General features: G+C 72.1%; 14 protein-coding genes. 11 read left to right on the top strand and 3 right to left on the bottom strand.

The annotated features are described in order from the left end of the window. The first annotated feature begins 55 nt into the window (after positions 1–55). The 3 genes from mmsA to FHE66_RS10330 are packed head-to-tail and all read left to right on the top strand — an operon-like array spanning position 56 to position 3,223. Positions 56–1,606, top strand: coding sequence for a multiple monosaccharide ABC transporter ATP-binding protein (gene mmsA / locus FHE66_RS10340; RefSeq protein ID WP_139072883.1), 1,551 nt, complete (start codon positions 56–58; stop codon positions 1,604–1,606). Next, positions 1,603–2,772, top strand: a complete 1,170-nt coding sequence (gene mmsB / locus FHE66_RS10335) for a multiple monosaccharide ABC transporter permease (RefSeq protein WP_139072882.1) — start codon at positions 1,603–1,605, stop codon at positions 2,770–2,772. Before mmsA ends, mmsB begins: the two co-directional genes overlap by 4 nt. 34 nt (positions 2,773–2,806) lie before the next feature. Continuing rightward, a complete protein-coding gene (locus FHE66_RS10330) occupies positions 2,807–3,223 on the top strand; it encodes a hypothetical protein (protein WP_139072881.1) in 417 nt (138 codons plus the stop codon). Positions 3,224–3,323: 100 nt separating this feature from the next. Here the strand turns inward: FHE66_RS10330 and FHE66_RS10325 are convergent, their stop codons facing one another. Further along, positions 3,324–5,630: a DUF1349 domain-containing protein gene (locus FHE66_RS10325; protein ID WP_176554735.1), complete on the bottom strand. Its 2,307-nt coding sequence runs from the start codon at positions 5,628–5,630 to the stop codon at positions 3,324–3,326. Between the two features lie 216 nt (positions 5,631–5,846). Here FHE66_RS10325 and FHE66_RS10320 point away from each other — a divergent pair, with 216 nt between their 5' ends. From FHE66_RS10320 to FHE66_RS10295, 6 genes are all read left to right on the top strand, one after another. Next, the gene (locus FHE66_RS10320) at positions 5,847–6,920 is read left to right on the top strand and encodes a LacI family DNA-binding transcriptional regulator (protein WP_139072879.1); all 1,074 of its coding nucleotides are present in this window, start codon (positions 5,847–5,849) and stop codon (positions 6,918–6,920) included. A gap of 3 nt (positions 6,921–6,923) precedes the next feature. Continuing rightward, a complete protein-coding gene (locus FHE66_RS10315) occupies positions 6,924–8,537 on the top strand; it encodes an FAD-dependent oxidoreductase (protein ID WP_330998290.1) in 1,614 nt (537 codons plus the stop codon). A gap of 67 nt (positions 8,538–8,604) precedes the next feature. Continuing rightward, positions 8,605–9,903 (top strand): ABC transporter substrate-binding protein, encoded by a 1,299-nt coding sequence (locus tag FHE66_RS10310; RefSeq protein WP_139072877.1) that lies wholly within the window; start codon positions 8,605–8,607, stop codon positions 9,901–9,903. Beyond that, a complete protein-coding gene (locus FHE66_RS10305; RefSeq protein ID WP_139072876.1) occupies positions 9,903–10,823 on the top strand; it encodes a carbohydrate ABC transporter permease in 921 nt (306 codons plus the stop codon). Before FHE66_RS10310 ends, FHE66_RS10305 begins: the two co-directional genes overlap by 1 nt. After that, positions 10,813–11,727 (top strand): carbohydrate ABC transporter permease, encoded by a 915-nt coding sequence (locus FHE66_RS10300; protein ID WP_139072875.1) that lies wholly within the window; start codon positions 10,813–10,815, stop codon positions 11,725–11,727. Before FHE66_RS10305 ends, FHE66_RS10300 begins: the two co-directional genes overlap by 11 nt. A 32-nt stretch (positions 11,728–11,759) precedes the next feature. Then, entirely contained in the window at positions 11,760–13,688 is a 1,929-nt protein-coding gene (locus tag FHE66_RS10295) for a DUF4127 family protein (RefSeq protein ID WP_139072885.1), read from the top strand. A 105-nt stretch (positions 13,689–13,793) separates the two neighbouring features. Here the strand turns inward: FHE66_RS10295 and FHE66_RS10290 are convergent, their stop codons facing one another. Both FHE66_RS10290 and FHE66_RS10285 read right to left on the bottom strand, forming a co-directional pair. After that, positions 13,794–14,594, bottom strand: a complete 801-nt coding sequence (locus FHE66_RS10290; RefSeq protein ID WP_139072874.1) for a carbon-nitrogen hydrolase family protein — start codon at positions 14,592–14,594, stop codon at positions 13,794–13,796. Between the two features lie 86 nt (positions 14,595–14,680). Beyond that, entirely contained in the window at positions 14,681–15,238 is a 558-nt protein-coding gene (locus FHE66_RS10285; RefSeq protein WP_139072873.1) for a TetR/AcrR family transcriptional regulator, read from the bottom strand. A 120-nt stretch (positions 15,239–15,358) separates the two neighbouring features. On the opposite strand from FHE66_RS10285, the gene FHE66_RS10280 reads away from it, so the two are divergent. Both FHE66_RS10280 and FHE66_RS10275 read left to right on the top strand, forming a co-directional pair. Further along, positions 15,359–16,870, top strand: a complete 1,512-nt coding sequence (locus tag FHE66_RS10280; RefSeq protein ID WP_139072872.1) for an MFS transporter — start codon at positions 15,359–15,361, stop codon at positions 16,868–16,870. A gap of 156 nt (positions 16,871–17,026) precedes the next feature. Further along, on the top strand, positions 17,027–17,707 hold the full coding sequence (locus FHE66_RS10275; protein ID WP_139072871.1) for a hypothetical protein: 681 nt from the start codon (positions 17,027–17,029) through the stop codon (positions 17,705–17,707). The last annotated feature ends 122 nt before the right edge of the window (positions 17,708–17,829 follow it).

Genomic DNA, 17,829 nt, shown 5'->3' with positions numbered 1-17,829 from the left:
CGTCCGCCCCGTCCCGGACTGGGCGGGGCGGACGCCGTCGACCCCAAGGACTGTCATGGTCACAGAACCACCCATCCTCGAGATGCGGAGCATCACCAAGACGTTCCCGGGCGTCAAGGCGCTCACGGACGTCGACCTGGTCGTCAAGCGCGGCGAGGTCCACGCGATCGTCGGCGAGAACGGCGCCGGCAAGTCGACGCTGATGAACGTCCTGTCCGGCGTCTACCCCCACGGGAGCTACGACGGCGAGATCCTGTTCGCGGGAGAACCCTGCGAGTTCCGCTCCATCCGCGACAGCGAGCAGCGCGGGATCGTCATCATCCACCAGGAGCTCGCGCTCAGCCCGTACCTCTCGGTCGCGGAGAACATCTTCCTGGGCAACGAGCGGTCCCGCGTGGGCGTCATCGACTGGAACACGACGAACAGCGAGGCCGCCAAGCTCATGGCTCGCGTCGGTCTCGCGGCCGAGCCGGACGACAAGATCGTCGACCTCGGCGTCGGCCACCAGCAGCTCGTGGAGATCGCCAAGGCGTTGTCCAAGGAGGTGCGCCTCCTCATCCTCGACGAGCCCACAGCGGCCCTGAACGACGAGGACAGCGCCCACCTGCTCCAGCTCATGCGACAGCTGAAGGAGCAGGGGATGACGATGATCATGATCTCCCACAAGCTCAACGAGATCGGGGCCATCGCCGACTCCGTCACCGTCCTGCGCGACGGCTCCACGATCAAGACCCTCGACATGCACGGCCCGGAGCCGGTGACCGAGGACGAGATCATCCGCCTCATGGTCGGCCGCGACCTCGAGCACCGGTACCCCGAGCGCACCCCCCGGATCGGTGAGGAGGTGCTGCGGGTCGAGGGCTGGACCGTGCGCCACCCCATCGACCAGGACCGCCTCGTCGTCGACGGTGCCTCCCTGGACGTGCGCCGCGGCGAGGTCGTCGGCCTCGCCGGGCTCATCGGCGCCGGGCGCACGGAGCTCGCCATGTCCGTGTTCGGCCGCGCCTACGGCACGCTCGTCGACGGCCACCTCTTCGTCCGCGGGGAGGAGGTCAAGGCGACGACGGTCGCGCACGCGATCCGCCACGGCATCGCCTACGCCTCGGAGGACCGCAAGCGGTTCGGCCTCAACCTCATCCAGGACGTCTGCCGGAACGTGTCGGTCGCCAACCTCCAGGCGCTGGCACAGCTCGGCGTCATCGACCAGAACAAGGAGACGGCGGTGGCCGACGGGTACCGCCGGGACCTGCGGATCAAGACCCCGACGGTGCAGTCGATCGTCGGGCAGCTGTCCGGAGGCAACCAGCAGAAGGTCGCGCTGAGCAAGTGGATCTACACCGGGCCTGAGGTCCTCATCCTCGACGAGCCGACCCGCGGCATCGACGTCGGGGCGAAGTACGAGATCTACCAGGTGATCAACGAGCTCGCCGCCGCGGGCAAGGGCGTGCTCGTCATCTCCTCCGAACTACCCGAGCTGCTCGGCATCTGTGACCGCATCTACGCGATGAGCGAAGGGCGGATCACGGGTGTCGTGCCCCGCGAGGAAGCCACTCAGGAGCGGCTCATGCAGCTCATGACCATGGACAGGGAAGGTGTCTCGCGATGAGCGAGCTGACGCAGTACCTCAGCCGGAACGTCCGGCAGTACGGGATCATGATCGCGCTCGTCGCCATCGTCGTCCTTTTCCAGATCCTCACCGACGGGCTGCTGCTGGTCCCGAACAACGTCGCCAGCCTCATCCAGCAGAACGCCTACGTGATGATCCTGGCGATCGGCATGGTCATGGTGATCGTGGCCAGGCACATCGACCTGTCGGTCGGTTCGGTCGTGGCCTTCGTCGGTGGCGTGACGGCGATCCTCATGAACAGCTACGACGTGCCGTGGCTGCTCGCCGTCGTCGCTGCGCTCGTCCTCGGCGCCCTCATCGGGTGCTGGCAGGGCTTCTGGGTCGCCTACGTCGGCATCCCGGCGTTCATCGTCACGCTCGCCGGAATGCTCATCTTCCGCGGGCTGGCGATCGTCCTCGTCGGGACGACGGTGGCCGGCCTGCCGCGACCGTTCAACGCCATCTCCAACGGCTCGCTGCCCGACGTCCTGGGCTACGTCGCCAACCTCGACGTCGTCACCCTGCTCATCGGCGCCTTCGCCATCGCGGGCGTGGTCATCGGGCAGGTGCGCAGCCGGGTCGCCAAGCGCAAGCACGACCTCGCGGTGGAGCCGTTCGTGGCGTTCCTCGGGCGTCTCGTGGTGTCCTCGGGGCTGATCGCGTTCATCACCTACCTGCTCGCGCGGAGCGCGGGCGGCACCCCGATCGTCCTCGTGATCATCGGTGTGCTGGTGATCATCTACTCCTTCGTGATGAACCGGACGGTGTTCGGCCGGCACATCTACGCCGTCGGTGGCAACCTCCAGGCCGCGATGCTCTCCGGCATCAACACCAAGCGCGTGGACTTCATGGTCTTCGTCAACATGGGCATGCTGGCGGCACTGGCCGGCGTCGTGACGACCTCGCGCGCGGGTGCCGGTGTCGCGGCCGCGGGCAACATGTTCGAGCTCGACGCGATCGCGGCGGCGTTCATCGGTGGCACAGCGGTGAGCGGCGGCGTCGGCAAGATCTCCGGCGCCATCGTCGGTGCGCTCATCATGGGCGTGCTCAACATGGGCCTGTCGATCATGGCGGTCGACCCGGCCTGGCAGCAGGTGATCAAGGGGCTGGTGCTCCTCGTGGCCGTGGCCTTCGACCTGCTGAGCAAGCGGCGCGGGGGCCGCTGAGCGAGATTCCGCGGGCACCGGGGATGATGTGCGGGTGAGCCTCTTCCGCCGCACACCACCCCCGGTGCCCGCTGACGTGCCCGAGGGGTTCTGGTGCGCCGAGGCACGCGCCCTCCAGCGATCCGTCGCCGAGGCCCGGCGCACGTCCCGCGCACCGGGGGAGACCCGCGCCGAGCTGCTGCTCCAGGACGGCGCCGAGGGGCGCGTCGTCGTGCTGTGGCACAACGTCATCGTCGGCTTCGTCCCGGCCGAGCACGCGCCGGAGCTGCGCGGCCAGCTCGCCGCCGCCCGCCCCGCGTCCCTGAGCGCCGTCGGGCACCTCCTGGAGCACGAGGGTCTGTGGCGGATCTGGGTCGGCCCGCGGTGGCCCGGCGAGCGGCCCCCGCGCGTCCCGCCGGACGAGCTCGGCCCGCCGCCGGACACGATCCTCGGCATCCCCTGGCGGACCTGAGCCCGGCCGGCCGCCTCGCGCCGACCCGTGCGCCCGTTCCGCACACCGTGCGCCCGCTGGACGGGGCGCTCGGTGCAGGGAACGGGCGCACAGTGCCGGGCTACCGGCGGACGGGCACCGCGAGCGGCGCGCTCACCGTCCTCCCGGCCGCGTTGGTCAGCTCGGCCACGTACGTGTGGCTGCCCGGTGCTCGGCCGGTCACCGTCGCCGTCGCCTGCTGGGCACCGGGCGTCGCGGCCGTGAGCGCCCCCTCGGCGACCACCACACCGTCCTCGAGGATCCGGTAGGACGTCGCATTCGTCCCCCACCACAGGTTCGCGGTCACGGTGAACGCGCCGTCCCCGTCCCAGTTGTCGTGGCTGAGCACGGGAGTACCAGGGGCCGCGTCGTCGACGACGACGGTGACCGGTGCCGTCTCCGTCGCCCCCCGGGAGTTGAGGAGCACACCGCTGTACACGTACGTCCCGTCCGGCCGCCCGGTGACCGGGACGCGGAGCGACTGGGCGTGCGGCGTGCGCAGCGCGAGCTCCTCGACGGCGATGAGTCGGCCGTTCTCGTAGAGCGCGAAGACGCTGCCGTTGGTGCCCCACCACAGGTCGAGGAGCACCTCGAAGCTCCCGTCGTGGAGGCCGTGCGCCCAGCCGCTCGTCGTGCGCAGGACGGCTCGGCCGGGGGCGGCGGACTCGTCGTCGGCCGGCGCCTCGGGCACGGTGAGCTCCTCGTCGCAGGCGCTCTGCTCCGCGGCGGTCGGGGTCCACCGCAGCCACGCGAAGGAGGCCTCGATCTCCGGGGCAGCAGTGGCCCCCCTCATGGCGAAGGGGCCGATCGCCGTGGGGGAGAGCCGGTCGAGGTCCACCGGCCGGCCCCACGGCTCGAAGGTCTCGCCGTCGAAGGAGACGGACGCGAGGGCGGTGTCGCCGTCGCTGGTGAGCCTGAGCCACAGCTGGTCACCGACCCGGTCGCCCGGGGTGACGGAGTCGAAGCCGGTGTTCCGGTCGCTCCCGTTCGTCCGCAGGATGTACTCCAGACGCAGGCCCGCCGAGCCGTGGACGAGGTCGAGCTTGGCGTAGTTGGCGTCGTCGGCGTAGAGCAGGAGACCGGCCTGCTGGAACGGCTCCGTCGGCGCGACGCTCACCTCGGTCGTCACCTCCCACGGGCCGTCGGGCAGCTCCTGGAGGAGCAGCGGGGCCCCGTTGACGCCCGCGCGGTAGGTCGGCAGGACGAGCGAGCCGTCCCTCAGCTCGTGGCGGCTCGCCTCCGTCCGCTCGCCGGCTGACCACAGCTCCGGGTCGAGGGCTGTCGCGTCGAACTCGTCGGACGCGGCGCCGCTGCACTGCCGGCGCAGCGGGTCGGGGTCGACGCCGGGAGCGGGTTCCCGCACGGCGTCGGGGTCGAGCTTGGCGTACTTGATCGTCGCGCCGAGCCGGTCGCCGGACTCGTAGAACAGGTAGGTGCCGGTCTCGTCCGTGACGATGTCCGGCGCCGCCACGCGACCTGTGTCGTCCCCGACGCCGCTCGCCTCGTGAAGGGTCCAGGTCGGGCCGGTCTCGGTGAGCGCGTCGTCGACGGTGCGAGCGTGGATCTTGCCCGACGACGCGTGGTAGATGACGTACAGCTGCCCCTCCCACTCCCAGAGGTTCGCGCTCGAGACGTTCTGGCCCTCGGCGGCTCCGGGGACGACGAGCGGCTCGGGGCGCACGTCCCACTCGCGACCGTCGTAGGACTCCGCGACGCGGATACGCCGGATGTCCTGCGTCGTGTTGTCCATGTAGAACATCGCGTACGCATAGGGCGAGGTCGCGTCGGGGTGCTCGAAGACCCGCGCGTAGGAGGTCTCGGTGATCCCCTCCCCGCCCTGGGCGGTCGTCACGGCGACACCGCCGTAGTCGAAGTGGACGCCGTCCGAGGACGTCGCGTACCGCGTCGTCGTGTTCTCCCCGTGGAAGTAGACGTAGAGCCGGTCCTCCTCCGGGTGCCAGAAGGGTTCGGCAGTGGCCACGTGGGAGACCGAGTAGTGGTCGTCCCACTCGTTGGCGATGACCGGTCCGCCCTCGTGCTCCGTCCACGGGCCGGCGAGTGAGTCGGCGTACATGAGGACGATGCCGCCCGGGGCGTCGTGCGGGCCGAGGTAGAGGTACCACTCGGCGAGGGGGTCCTCCAGGTGGGCCCCGGCGTGGAAGACGCTGGGGAAGATGTACTCGTCGGTCGGGTTGTACGACATCGTCTCCTTGTCGGTGATGATGCCCTGGTACTGGAAGACCGGGAGGTCCTCCTGGGTCGGCGCCTCGCTCACAGCGGCGCCCACCACCGTCGGTGGGGCGGCGGTCGCCGAGCCGCCGGCGACCACTCCCATGGCCAGCGCTGCGGTGACGGCGAGCGCGAGCGTCCCCCGTGTTCTCGTTCTCATCGGGTCCTCTCCTGTCCGGGTCCGCGCCTTCACGGACCTCGTCGGTGTGCTCGGCATCGAACTGCGTCATACGCAAAACAACAAGGGTTTCGTCCACCGGGCGAACAGCGGCTGGACGGATCATCACGTTGTGCGCATGACCCGGCGCCTGTGGCGAGGTTGTGGTTTTACGCAAAACCCGATTCTCTTGCGCAGCACGAGGTCGAAGGAGACGACATGGTGGTCAAGGGACGGCGCGCGACGCAGGCCGATGTGGCGCGCCTCGCGGGCGTCAGCCAGACCACGGTGTCGATGGTCCTCAACGGCACGGGCGTGGCCCAGCGCCGGGTGAGCGCCGAGGTCCGCGACAAGGTGCTCGACGCGATCGCCGTCACCGGGTACGCGGCCAACCCCAGCGCCCAGCGGCTCGCCGGCGGGCGCAGCTCGATCGTCGGGATCTACACCTACGAGCCGGTCTTCCCCCACGCGGCGGCCGACTTCTACTACCCGTTCATGGAGGGTGTCGAGGACGAGGCCGAGCGCTCCGGCGTCGACCTCCTCATGTTCACCTCGATGTCCGGGCGCGTGGGCAAGAGCCTCGTCTCCACCGGGCGGGTCGCCCGCCTGCGCGTGGCCGACGGCTGCGTGCTCCTCGGGCGCGGCAGCTACCCGGAGGACCTCACCGAGCTCCTGCGCCAGGACTTTCCCTTCGCCTTCGTCGGGCGCCGCGAGGCCCCGGGTGGTCAGGCACCCTACGCGGCCGCCGCGTACGGGGAGGCGACCGGCGCCGTCGTCGAGCGGCTGCTCGCTCTCGGCCACCGGCGTATCGCGCTCGTCAACGAGTTCACCGGCCACGAGTCGATCGAGGACCGCGCCCGCGGCTACCGCGACGCGATGTCCTCCGCCGGGCTGCAGCCGGTGACCTTCGACGCGCCGGACCTCACCTCCGGCCAGCTCCTCGACGCGCTCGAGGGCGGGGGAGTGACCGCCGCCGTCGTCACCTCCGACCTCGCCGCCCCGCTGCGCCGCGCCGCGCTCGCCCGTGGCCTGGACGTCCCGCGCGACCTGTCCATCGCCCGCCTCGGGGACCCCGAGCGTCCCGACGGCGAGGACGTCGACTGGACCGGCTTCCTCATCCCGCGCTGGGAGATGGGAGCGCACGCGCTGCGCATCGTCCTGCGCCAGCTGGCGGCGGAGCCCGCCGACCCGGACGACCTCCAGGTCTCCATCCCCTGCACCCTCGTCGACGGGGCGACCGTCGCCCCGTGCCCCGCGCCGGACACCCGGCCCGAGCCCAACAGAAAGGCATAGCTGGTGGAACTTCGCACCCAGGTACTCGTCGTCGGCGGAGGTCTCGGCGGCGTCGCCGCGGCCCTCGGCGCGCTCCGGCACGGCGCGCACGTCGTCCTCACCGAGGAGTTCGCCTGGCTCGGCGGTCAGTCGACGTCCCAGGCGGTCCCGCCGGACGAGCACCCGTGGATCGAGGACTTCGGCTGCACCGCCTCCTACCGGCGCTTCCGCGACGGCATCCGGGACTACTACCGCCGCACCTACCCCCTCAAGGAGGCGGCCCGCCGCAAGCACGACCTCAACCCCGGCGCCGGCTGGGTGAGCAAGCTGTGCCACGAGCCGCGCGTGGCCGTCGCCGTCATCGACGAGATGCTCGCCCCCTACGTCTCCGGCGGACGGCTGCGCATCCTCATGCACCGCCGCCCCGTCGCCTGCGAGATGGACGGCGACGCGATCCGCGCCGTCACCCTCGAGGACCTGCGCACGGGGGAGCGGACCACCATCGGCGCCGACTACGTCCTGGACGCCACGGAGACCGGGGAGCTGCTGCCCCTGTCCGGCACCGAGTACGTCACCGGCTTCGAGTCCTCGGCCGAGACCGGCGAGCCCAGCGCCCCCGCCGAGGCCCAGCCGGAGAACGTCCAGGCGCTGTCCATCTGCTTCGCCCTCGACCACGTCGAGGGGGAGGACAACACCATCGAGCGGCCGGCCCAGTACGACCACTGGCGCTCGGTGCGGCCCGACTTCTGGGGCGCCAACCTCGTGAGCTGGACCGCCCCCCACCCCCGCACGCTGGAGATCGTCGAGCGGCACTTCGAGCCCAACCCGGGGGACGAGCCGCTGTCGGTCTTCGCCGACCAGAGCCTCAACCCGGGTGACGGGAACCTGTGGACCTTCCGGCGCATCGCCGCCAAGGACCTCTTCGAGCCCGGCACCTACGACAGCGACATCACGCTGGTCAACTGGCCGAGCATCGACTACTTCGAGGGTCCCGTCATCGACGTGGACGACGACGTCGCCGCCGCCCGCCTCGAGGACGCCCGCCAGCTCAGCCTCTCGATGCTCTACTGGATGCAGACCGAGGCGCCGCGCCCCGACGGCGGCACCGGCTGGCCCGGCCTGCGCCTGCGCCCGGACGTCATGGGCACCGAGGACGGCCTGGCGATGGCGCCCTACCACCGCGAGGGACGCCGCATCCGCGCCCTGGAGACCATCCGCGAGCAGGACGTCTCCCTCGCGATCCGCGGCGACCAGGGTTCGCGCCGCTACCCCGACAGCGTGGGCGTGGGCATGTACCGCATCGACCTGCACCCCTCCACCGGCGGCGACAACTACGTCGACGTCGGCTCGGCGCCCTTCGAGATCCCGCTCGGCGCCCTCATCCCCCAGCGGGTCACCAACCTGCTGGCCGCGGCCAAGAACATCGGCACCACCCACATCACCAACGGCTGCTACCGCCTCCACCCGGTCGAGTGGAACATCGGCGAGGTCGCGGGCGTCCTCGCCGCGACCTCCCTGCAGGACCGTACGACTCCTCACCAGGTCCACGCCGAGCCCGCGCTCGTGGACCAGCTCCAGTCGCGGCTCATCGCCGACGGCGTGGAGCTCCACTGGCCGGACGGCGTCTACGGCTACTGACCCGGCCCGTCACCCCCTCCGCCGACGCCGCCCGGTGCTCGGCCAACCCCGTACAGAAGGAGAGAAGATGGTTCACCGTCGAACTCTGATCACCACCCTCGCCGTCCTCACGCTCGGCGTGGGCTCCCTCGCCGCCTGCGGCGCGGGCGACGACGGCGGCTCCGAGGCCACCCCGGACGCCCCCGTCGACCTGCGCATGACCGTCTGGACCGCCGACGAGAGCCAGCTCGCGCTCTTCGACGAGATCGCCGCCGAGTACGTCGAGGCGAACCCCGAGACCGTCGCCAGCGTCACCTTCGAGCCGCTGCCCTTCGAGGACTACACGACGACGCTCACCACCCAGCTCGCCGGCGGCAACCCGCCCGACCTCGCGTGGATCTTCGAGAACACGGCGCCGGAGTTCGTCTCGAGCGGGGCACTGGCCGACATCAAGCCGGCGCTCGAGGGCGCCGAGGGCTACGCCTACGACGACCTGCTCGACTCCTCCCTCGACCTGTGGTCCGACGGCGATGGCCTGTTCGCCTACCCGTTCTCCAACTCCCCGTTCGTCGTGTTCGTCAACACCGACCGCATCGCCGAGTCCGGCCAGGCCAACCCGGCCGACCTGCTCGCCGAGGGCGGGTGGACCTTCGACGCCGCCCGCGACATCTCGGCGGCCAGTGCCGAGGCGCTCGGCGGGGCGGGGCTCGTCGTGCGCGACTTCGACTACTCCGCCTGGGGCAACCTCGCCACCATCTGGGGCGGCTGGGAGGCCACCCCGTGGTCGGCCGACGGCACCCAGTGCACCTTCACCGACCCGGCCATGGTCGACGTGATGACCTGGTTCCACGACGCCGTCTTCACCCAGGGCGCCATGCCCGGCCCGGGTACCGCCGCGGACTTCTTCGCCGGCGACGTGACGATGACGATCACCCAGATCTCCCGCGCGTCCTCCCTCGACGGCTCCTTCGAGTGGGACGTCGTGCCGCTCCCGGCCGGCCCCGCCGGTCAGCAGAGCGTCATCGGCCAGGCCGGCATCGGCGTGCTGGAGAACGGCGCGAACCCCGAGATCGCGGCCGACTTCCTCGCCTACTTCACCAGCCCGGAGAGCGCGGAGAAGCTCGCCGCCTACTTCCCGCCGCCGCGTGAGTCCCTCCTCACCGCCGACGTCCTCGGCGCCGCCAACCCGCTGCTGTCGCCCGAGCAGCTCGAGAGCGCCGTCATCAGCAGCATCGTCGGCGCCCAGGTGAAGCCCGCGCACAGCAACTTCGCCCAGCTCGACGCCGCCGTGCGCGGCGAGCTCGACTCGCTGTGGAACCCGTCCGCAGACGTCGAGACCGTGCTCGGGGACCTCTGCTCGACGATCGAACCCCTCCTCGAGGGCTGATGTCGGTCATCACCGGAAGCCAGGCGGGCCGGCAGCGCCGGTCCGCCTGGCGGCGGCGGGACGCCGCCTGGGGTTACGCGTTCACCGCGCCGGTCATCGCGGGCAGCCTGCTGTTCGTCGTCGGCCCGCTCATCGCGGTGATCTGGTACTCGCTGCACGAGTGGAACGTCCTCGCCGGCACGTTCACCTTCGCCGGTGCTGCGAACTACGAGCGGATGCTCGAGGACTCCTCCCTGCACGACTCGCTCGTCGCCAGCGGATGGTTCTCCCTCGGCGTCGTCGTCCTCAACATCAGCCTGGCGCTGTTCCTCGCCGTGCTGCTCAACCAGAAGCTGCCGGGCACGACGTTCTTCCGGGTCGCGTTCTTCTCCCCGGTCGTCGTGTCCCTCGTGGCGTGGACGATCGTGTGGGGCTTCCTGCTCCAGGCCGACGGCGGCATCAACTCCTTCGTCGGGCTCTTCGGCGTCGACGGGCCGAACTGGCTGCGCGGGAACGTCACGGCGATGGTCGCCGTCGTCGTCGTCCAGGTCTTCAAGAACGTCGGGCTCAACATGATCCTGTTCCTCTCCGCGCTCCAGGGCGTGCCCGAGGAGATCCAGGAGGCCGCGAGGCTCGACGGCGCGGGGCCCTGGCGCCGGTTCTGGTCGATCGTCATGCCGATGATCTCCCCGACCGTGCTGCTCGTCTCGATCCTCACGATCGTCGGCTCGCTGGAGACGTTCGCGCTCATCGACGTCCTCACCAACGGCGGGCCGGGCAACTCGACGACGGTGCTCGTCTACTACCTGTACCGCCAGGCCTTCGAGTTCAACCAGTTCGGCTACGCGAGCGCGATCGCCGTCCTGCTGTTCGTCATCGTGCTCGCCCTGACGCTCGTTCAGTGGCAGACCCGGAAGCGGTGGGTGTTCCATGAAGTCTGACGTCGTCGACAAGGCCGTCGGGGAGACGACGTTCGCCCCCGGGCCGGACTCCGCCCCGCGGGCGAGCCGTGTGCGCCGCCGCCCCTGGCGCTGGGTGCTGGTCGCCGTCATGGCGGTCGCCTCCGTGCCGTTCCTCTTCCCGACGTGGTGGATGGCGACGTCGAGCATGAAGACGACGAGCGAGATCCTGCGCGTGCCGCCCACCCTGTGGCCCGCGAGCCCCTCGCTCGAGCCCTACCGGCAGGTCTTCGAGCTCCAGCCGTTCGCCCAGCAGTACTGGAACAGCCTGTACATCGCCGCCCTCGTCACGGTGGGCACGATCCTCTTCTCCTCGATGGCCGGCTACGCGTTCGCCCGGGTGCGCTTCCCGGGCGCGAACCTGCTGTTCGTCGTCGTGCTCATCGGGCTGCTCGTGCCGATCGAGGTGACGATCGTGCCGCTCTTCCGGATGGTCAACACCCTCGGGCTCATCGACACGCACTGGCCGCTCATCGTCATCCCGATCCTCGGGGCGCCGAGCGTGCTGGCGACGTTCATCATGCGCCAGTTCTTCCTCGGCCTGCCGGGTGAGCTGGAGGAGGCCGGGCGGATGGACGGCCTGAGCCGGTTCGGCATCTTCTGGCGGATCGCCTTCCCGCTCGCCCGCCCGGCGGTGGCCGCGGTCGCGATCTTCATGTTCCTCAAGTCCTGGAACATGTACCTCGAGCCGATCGTGTTCCTCTCCAGCCGGCAGAACTTCACCCTTCCCCAGGCGCTGACGCAGTACGTCGACGCCTACGGCGGCCCGATCTGGAACGTCCAGCTCGCCGCGACGACGCTCACGGTGATCCCGGTGCTCGTCGTCTTCATCTTCGCCCAGCGCCAGTTCATCCAGGGCCTGGCCCAGACCGGCCTCAAGGGCTGAGTCACCCACCACGACGACGTGAGGACCCCTGCATGACCCACCGAACCACCAGCCGTGCCCTGGCCGCCCTGGCCACCGCGGCGCTCGTGACCACCGCCCTCGCGGTGCCCGCGGGCGCCGCGCCCGTGCCGGACGACGAGGCCACGCTCGTCGTCGTCCCGCTCGACGACCGGCCGGCGAACGTCTACTTCCCGCAGATGACGGCGGCGACGGCGGACGTCGCCACCCTCTTCCCGCCCGACGAGCTCATCGGCACCTTCACCACCCCGGGCGACGGCGACGCCGTCGGGCAGTGGCTGCTCGAGCAGGACGACGCCGACGGCTACGTCGTCTCGGTGAGCATGCTCGCCTACGGCGGGCTCATCGCCTCGCGCACCGGCGTGGCCGCCACGGCCGAGGAGGCCCGCGAGCGGGTCTCGGTGCTCCGCGAGCTGCGCGAGCAGAACCCCGGGACGCCGATCTTCGTCTACGACACGATCCAGCGCCTCGCACTGTCGGCCCTCGGGGAGAACGCCGAGCTGTACTACACGCTCATCCAGCAGTGGGCGATCCTCACCGACCGGGTGGAGAACCTCGGCCACGAGGAGCTGCGGGCGGACCTGGAGGCGATCCGCGCCCAGATCCCCGACGACGTGCTCGCCGACTACGTGGCCGCGCGCGAGCGCAACCACCAGATCAACCGGCTGCTCGTCGAGTGGGCCGCCGAGGGCGTGGTCGACCACCTCGTCCTCGCCCAGGACGACGCCGCCCCCCACGGTCTGCACCGGGCCGAGCGCGAGGAGCTGCGCGCGCTGGTCGCCGAGCTCGGCGTGCAGGACGTCGTCCAGATCTTCCCCGGCGCCGACGAGGTCGACGCGACCCTCGTGAGCCGGTTCGTCCAGCAGCGCAACGGGACGAGCCCGACGGTGGCCGTGGAGTACTCCGGCATCCCGGGCGCCGACTGGGTCGCGCCGTTCGAGGACACGACGTACGAGGAGAACATCGAGCGGCACGTCGTGGCCGCCGGCGGCACGGTCGTCACGCGGGACCCCGACATCCGGCTCATGGTCAACACGCCCACGGCCGAGGGCGGTGACCGCGCGGCCGACCTCGACGCGTTCGTCGCCCGCGTCGCCGAGCTGCAGGCAGCGGGGGAGGACGTCATCGTCCTCGACGCGCTCGAGGTCAACCGGGCCGAGCGGGCGCTCACCGACCGGCTGGAGGAGTCGGTCGAGCTCGCCTCGCTGCTCGCCTACTCGGCGTGGAACACCGCCGGCAACGCGCTCGGCGTCGCCACCGGCCACGGGTTCGCCCGGTGGTCCTACCTCGAGAGCCTGCCCGCCGACGTCACCGCGGAGGAGGCGCTGGAGCAGGCGCAGGTGCACGTGAGCTACCTGCTGCACCGGTTCGTGCTCGACGACCGCTGGAAGAACGACGTCCAGCCCGCGGCCTACGCCGCCGCGCAGGCCGACGGGTGGAACGTCTTCGGCCTCACCGACGAGCAGGCCGTCGTCATGGAGGCGTTCGTCGCCGAGCGGCTCGTCCCGCTCACCGAGGAGTTCCACGCGACGCACTTCGCCGGCCGCGACGTCGTCGTCCTGCCCGGCGTGGACGGGGTGAGCGCGACGATCGGGGACCTCGTCTCGACGCACGTCGCGCTGCCCTGGCCGCGCCTGTTCGAGACCGAGCTCGAGCCGGTCGTCGCGCTGGCGCTCCCGGCGCCGGCGGACCCGCCGGCCGAGGTGCCGACGGACGAGCCCACGGCGGGCCCGGAGCCCACCGAGGAGCCGACCGAGGCGCCGACCACGGCCGAGCCCGCGCCGGCGGAGCCGGGGCCGACCGCCGGTGCGCCGGCGTCCGGCGCCGGGCCGGACCGGCTGCCCGCGACGGGCGCCGCGCTCGCACCCGCGGCCGGGGTGGTCGGGGTGCTGCTGCTCGCGGGCGCCGTGCTGCTCGCGGTGCGCAGGCGCGCGTTGGCCTGACCCGCGCTGCGCCACTGTGCGCCCGCTCCGCTCACCGTGCCCCCGTTCCACCGGGCGCACGGTGTTGCGGGCGGGCGCACGGTCGTCCGGGCGACCCGGGCGGGGCTAGCGCTCCTTGGGCACGACGGCGTAACGCCGCAGGGTCAGCGCCGGGTTCGTCGCGCGGACCTGCTCCAGGCGCTCCCGCTCCAGGACCGCCGTCGCCAGTCCTTCGGCCTCGCCCACACCGGCCAGGGCCACGCCCATCGGGTCCAGGACCGTGCTGTGCCCGGCGCCGGTCGGCGCGCACTGGTCCGCGGCGAGGACGTAGGCGGTGTTCTCGATCGCCCGCGCCCGCAGCAGGGTGGTCCAGTGGTACTCCTTGAGCGGGCCGGGCACCCACTGCGCGGGCAGGGCGACGACGTCCGCGCCGGCGTCGACGAGCACCCGCGTGGACTCGGGGAAGCGCAGGTCGTAGCAGGTCTGCATGCCGACGGTGAAGCCGTCGACCTCCAGCAGCGCCGGTGGCGCGAGGTCGGCCGCGAGGACCCGGTCGGACTCGCGGTAGCCGAACGCGTCGTACAGGTGGACCTTGCGGTAGGCGGCCCTGACCTCGCCGCCGTCGATGCCGACGAGGGTGTTGTGGATCCGGCCGCCGTCCGCGATCTCGTTGACCCCGGCGACGACGGCGAGACCGAGCTCGGCCGAGAGTGCGGCCAGGCGGGTGACGGCCGGGCCGTCGAGCGGCTCGGCGCTGTCGACGAAGCGCTCGTCCATCGCCGAGGCGGTGAAGACGGAGAACTCCGGCAGCACGGCGAGCCGCGTGCCACGCTCCCGGGCGCGGCGCAGCAGCCGCTCGATCGTCGCGAGGTTCGCGGCCTTGTCCTCGGTCGGCGCGAGCTGGACGACGGCGACGGTCAGGGACATCGGGGCGCTCCTCGGGACGGGGTCTCGCCGGCCATTGTGCGGCACCGCGCCGGGCGCGGCAGGGCTGTCCACGGACGGGAGCGGGCTCAGCGGCGGGCTGCCGCCTGTTCCTTGAGCAGCGCGACGACCGCGAGCAGCTCGGCCCGGTCCTGGGGGCGGGTGCCGGCGACGTCGTCGGAGGCGATGCCCCCGGCCGTGAGGACGGCGTTGTAGTAGAGGCCGTCCCCGAGCAGGACGATCGCGCGGGCGATCGCGCGGTCCCCGACCTCCTCGAGGATGAGGGAGAACCAGGCGTGGTGGGCTGCGTGGAGGGCCTCGCGCGCCCGGGTGTCGGCCTCCTGGGCCAGGCGGACGGCCGCCACCATCGCGCGGTCGAGCGCGGAGCCGTCGGCGACCGAGGAGTCGACGTAGTAGGCCGAGGGCCCACGCGGGTCGGCGGCCATCGCCTCGGTGTCGGCCGCGGCGAGTCGCGTGAGGCGCTCGAGCAGGCCGTCGACGAGCGCGTCCTTGCTCGGGAAGTGGTAGAGCAGGCCGCCCTTGGAGACGCTCGCGCGGGCGGCGACGGCATCGAGGGTGGCGGCCCGGGCGCCCTCGCTGACGAGGAGCTCCTCGAAGGCGTCGAGGACCTTGTCGCGTGCCGTCATGGGGGAGACGCTACCCACAGGCACTCCGAACCGTCCAGACGGTACAGTGGGCGGTCGGCGCCGCACGCGTCGTCCCGTCCGTCCCGAAGTCCTGCCGGAGCACCGACCTTGGCCTCGACCATGTCCGACCGAACCGACTCGCAGCGCTCGCCCGCCGCCCGCCCGTGGGCGGCGCTCGTCGTCCTCATGCTGCCGGTGCTGCTCGTCGCCGTCGACAACACGGTGCTGAGCTTCGCCGTCCCGTCGATCTCGGAGTCCCTGCGTCCGGGCGGCACCGAGCTGCTCTGGATCGTCGACGCCTACCCGCTCGTGCTCGCCGGGCTCCTCGTGCCCATGGGCAGCCTCGGCGACCGGCTCGGGCGCCGACGCCTCCTGCTCATCGGCGCCACCGGCTTCGCGGCGGTCTCCGCGGTCGCGGCGTTCGCCCCGACCGCGGGGCTGCTCATCGCCGCGCGTGCCGCGCTCGGGTTCTTCGGCGCGATGCTCATGCCCGCAACGCTGTCGCTCATCCGCAACATCTTCGTCGACCCCCACGAGCGGCGGACCGCGATCGCGGTCTGGGCGGCGGGCTTCTCCGGCGGCGCCGCGCTCGGGCCGATCGTCGGCGGCTTCCTCCTCGAGCACTACTGGTGGGGCTCGGTCTTCCTCCTCGCCGTCCCCGTCCTCGTGCCGCTCCTCGTCCTCGGCCCGATCCTCGTGCCCGAGTCCCGTGACCCCGACCCCGGCCCGGTGGACCCGGTGAGCATCGCGCTCTCCCTCGGGGCGATGGTGCCGCTCGTCTACGGGATCAAGAAGGTCGCCGAGTCGGGCGTGGGCCCGGGCAGCGTGGTCCCGATCCTCCTCGGCCTGGCCGTCGGCTCCCTCTTCGTGCGCCGCCAGCTGCGCCGCGAGGTGCCGCTGCTCGACGTCCGGCTCTTCACCAACCCCGTCTTCAGCGGCTCGGTCGCGGCGAACCTGCTCAGCGTCTTCTCGATGGTCGGGTTCCTCTTCTTCGTCGCCCAGCACCTGCAGCTCGTGAGCGGCCGTGGCCCGGTCGAGGCCGGACTCTTCCTTCTGCCCGGGCTGGTCGTGACGATCATCGCCGGGCTCGCCGTCGTGCGCGTCGTGCGCCGCGTCTCCCCGGCGAAGGTGGTCGCCGGCGGCCTGCTCCTCAACGCCGTCGGGTACGGGGTGGTCCTCGCGAGCGGGCAGGCCGGGTCCGACCTCGGGCTCATGCTCGCCTTCGTCATCCTCGGCGCCGGCGTGGGCTCGGCGGAGACGATCTCCAACGACCTCATCCTCTCCAGCGTTCCCGCCGCCAAGGCCGGTGCTGCGTCGGCGGTCTCCGAGACGGCCTACGAGCTCGGCGCCGTGCTCGGCACCGCCGTCCTCGGCAGCATCCTCACCGCCGTCTACCGCAGCGGCGTCGTCGTTCCCGACGGCATCCCTGCCGACGACGCGCGTGCGGCGGGGGAGACCCTCGGCGGGGCGACGGAGGTGGCCGTGGGCCTGCCGCCGACCCTCGCGGAGCAGCTGCTCGAGTCGGCCCGGCACGCCTTCGACTCCGGCGTCGTCCTCACCTCCGCGATCGGCATCGTCCTCATGGTCCTCGCCGCCGCCATCGCGCTGCGGAGCCTGCGCAGCGCGCAGTAGCCCGGCGACCAACCGTTCGGCCGCGGGGGCCGCACCGGGAGCGGCCGGAGTCTGTGTCCGGCACACAGCCTCGTTCAAGTGTCGTCCCAGGATCGTTGCGGAGAGTAGGGGCAACGGGGCACCACCCCTCCCACCCCGACGAACGGAGACAGACACATGCGCAGGACCACCAAGCTCGGCATGCTGGGCGCCGGCGGCGTCGCGGCGATCGCCCTCGCCGGCGCGGCGCTGCTGCCCGCGAGTGGGCAGCCCGACACGGACGACGGCGCGGCCAAGCAGGAGCAGACGGTCCACGGTAATCGTGAGGACCACCTGCGTGAGGCCCTCGCCGACCTCGTGGAGGACGGCACCCTCACGCAGGACGCGGCCGACGCCGTCGCCGAGGCCCTGGGGGAGCAGGACGGCCCGCGTGACCACGGACGCGGCGGCGGAGGGGGCGGGGGCGTCTCACTGGACGCCGCCGCTGAGAAGCTCGGCCTGACCGCCGAGGAGCTGCGCGAGGAGCTCGCGGACGGCTCCACCCTGGCGGAGGTCGCCGAGGAGCAGGGCGTGGGGACGGCTGAGCTCGTCGACGCCCTCGTGGCCGCCGCGACCGAGCGGCTGGACGAGGCCGTGGCCGACGGCCGGCTCACGCAGGCCGACGCCGACGAGCGCGCCGCGGCCCTCGAGGAGCAGATCACGGAGGCGGTCGAGCAGGGCTTCGCCGGCCACGGCGGCCCGAGGGGCGCAGGCCCTGAGGGCGAGCGGCCGGGTGACCGTGACCGCTCCGGTGATGGTCCGCAGGGCACCACGGAATCCCCGACCGTCGAGGACTCGTCCGGCGGGTCGCGCGCCTGACACACCTGCCGGTCCCGTCCCGCTCGCAGCGGGACGGGACCGACCCGCACCCGCCCGCCCCCTCCCACGCGAGAGCGGAGTTGCGCGCGAGAGCGGAGTGGCGAGGATGCCCGTCGTCGCGG

The sequence above is a fragment of the Georgenia sp. 311 genome, from assembly GCF_006151955.1.
Lineage (GTDB): Bacteria > Actinomycetota > Actinomycetes > Actinomycetales > Actinomycetaceae > Oceanitalea > Oceanitalea wutianyii.
This window is presented reverse-complemented; position numbering and strand designations above follow the sequence as displayed.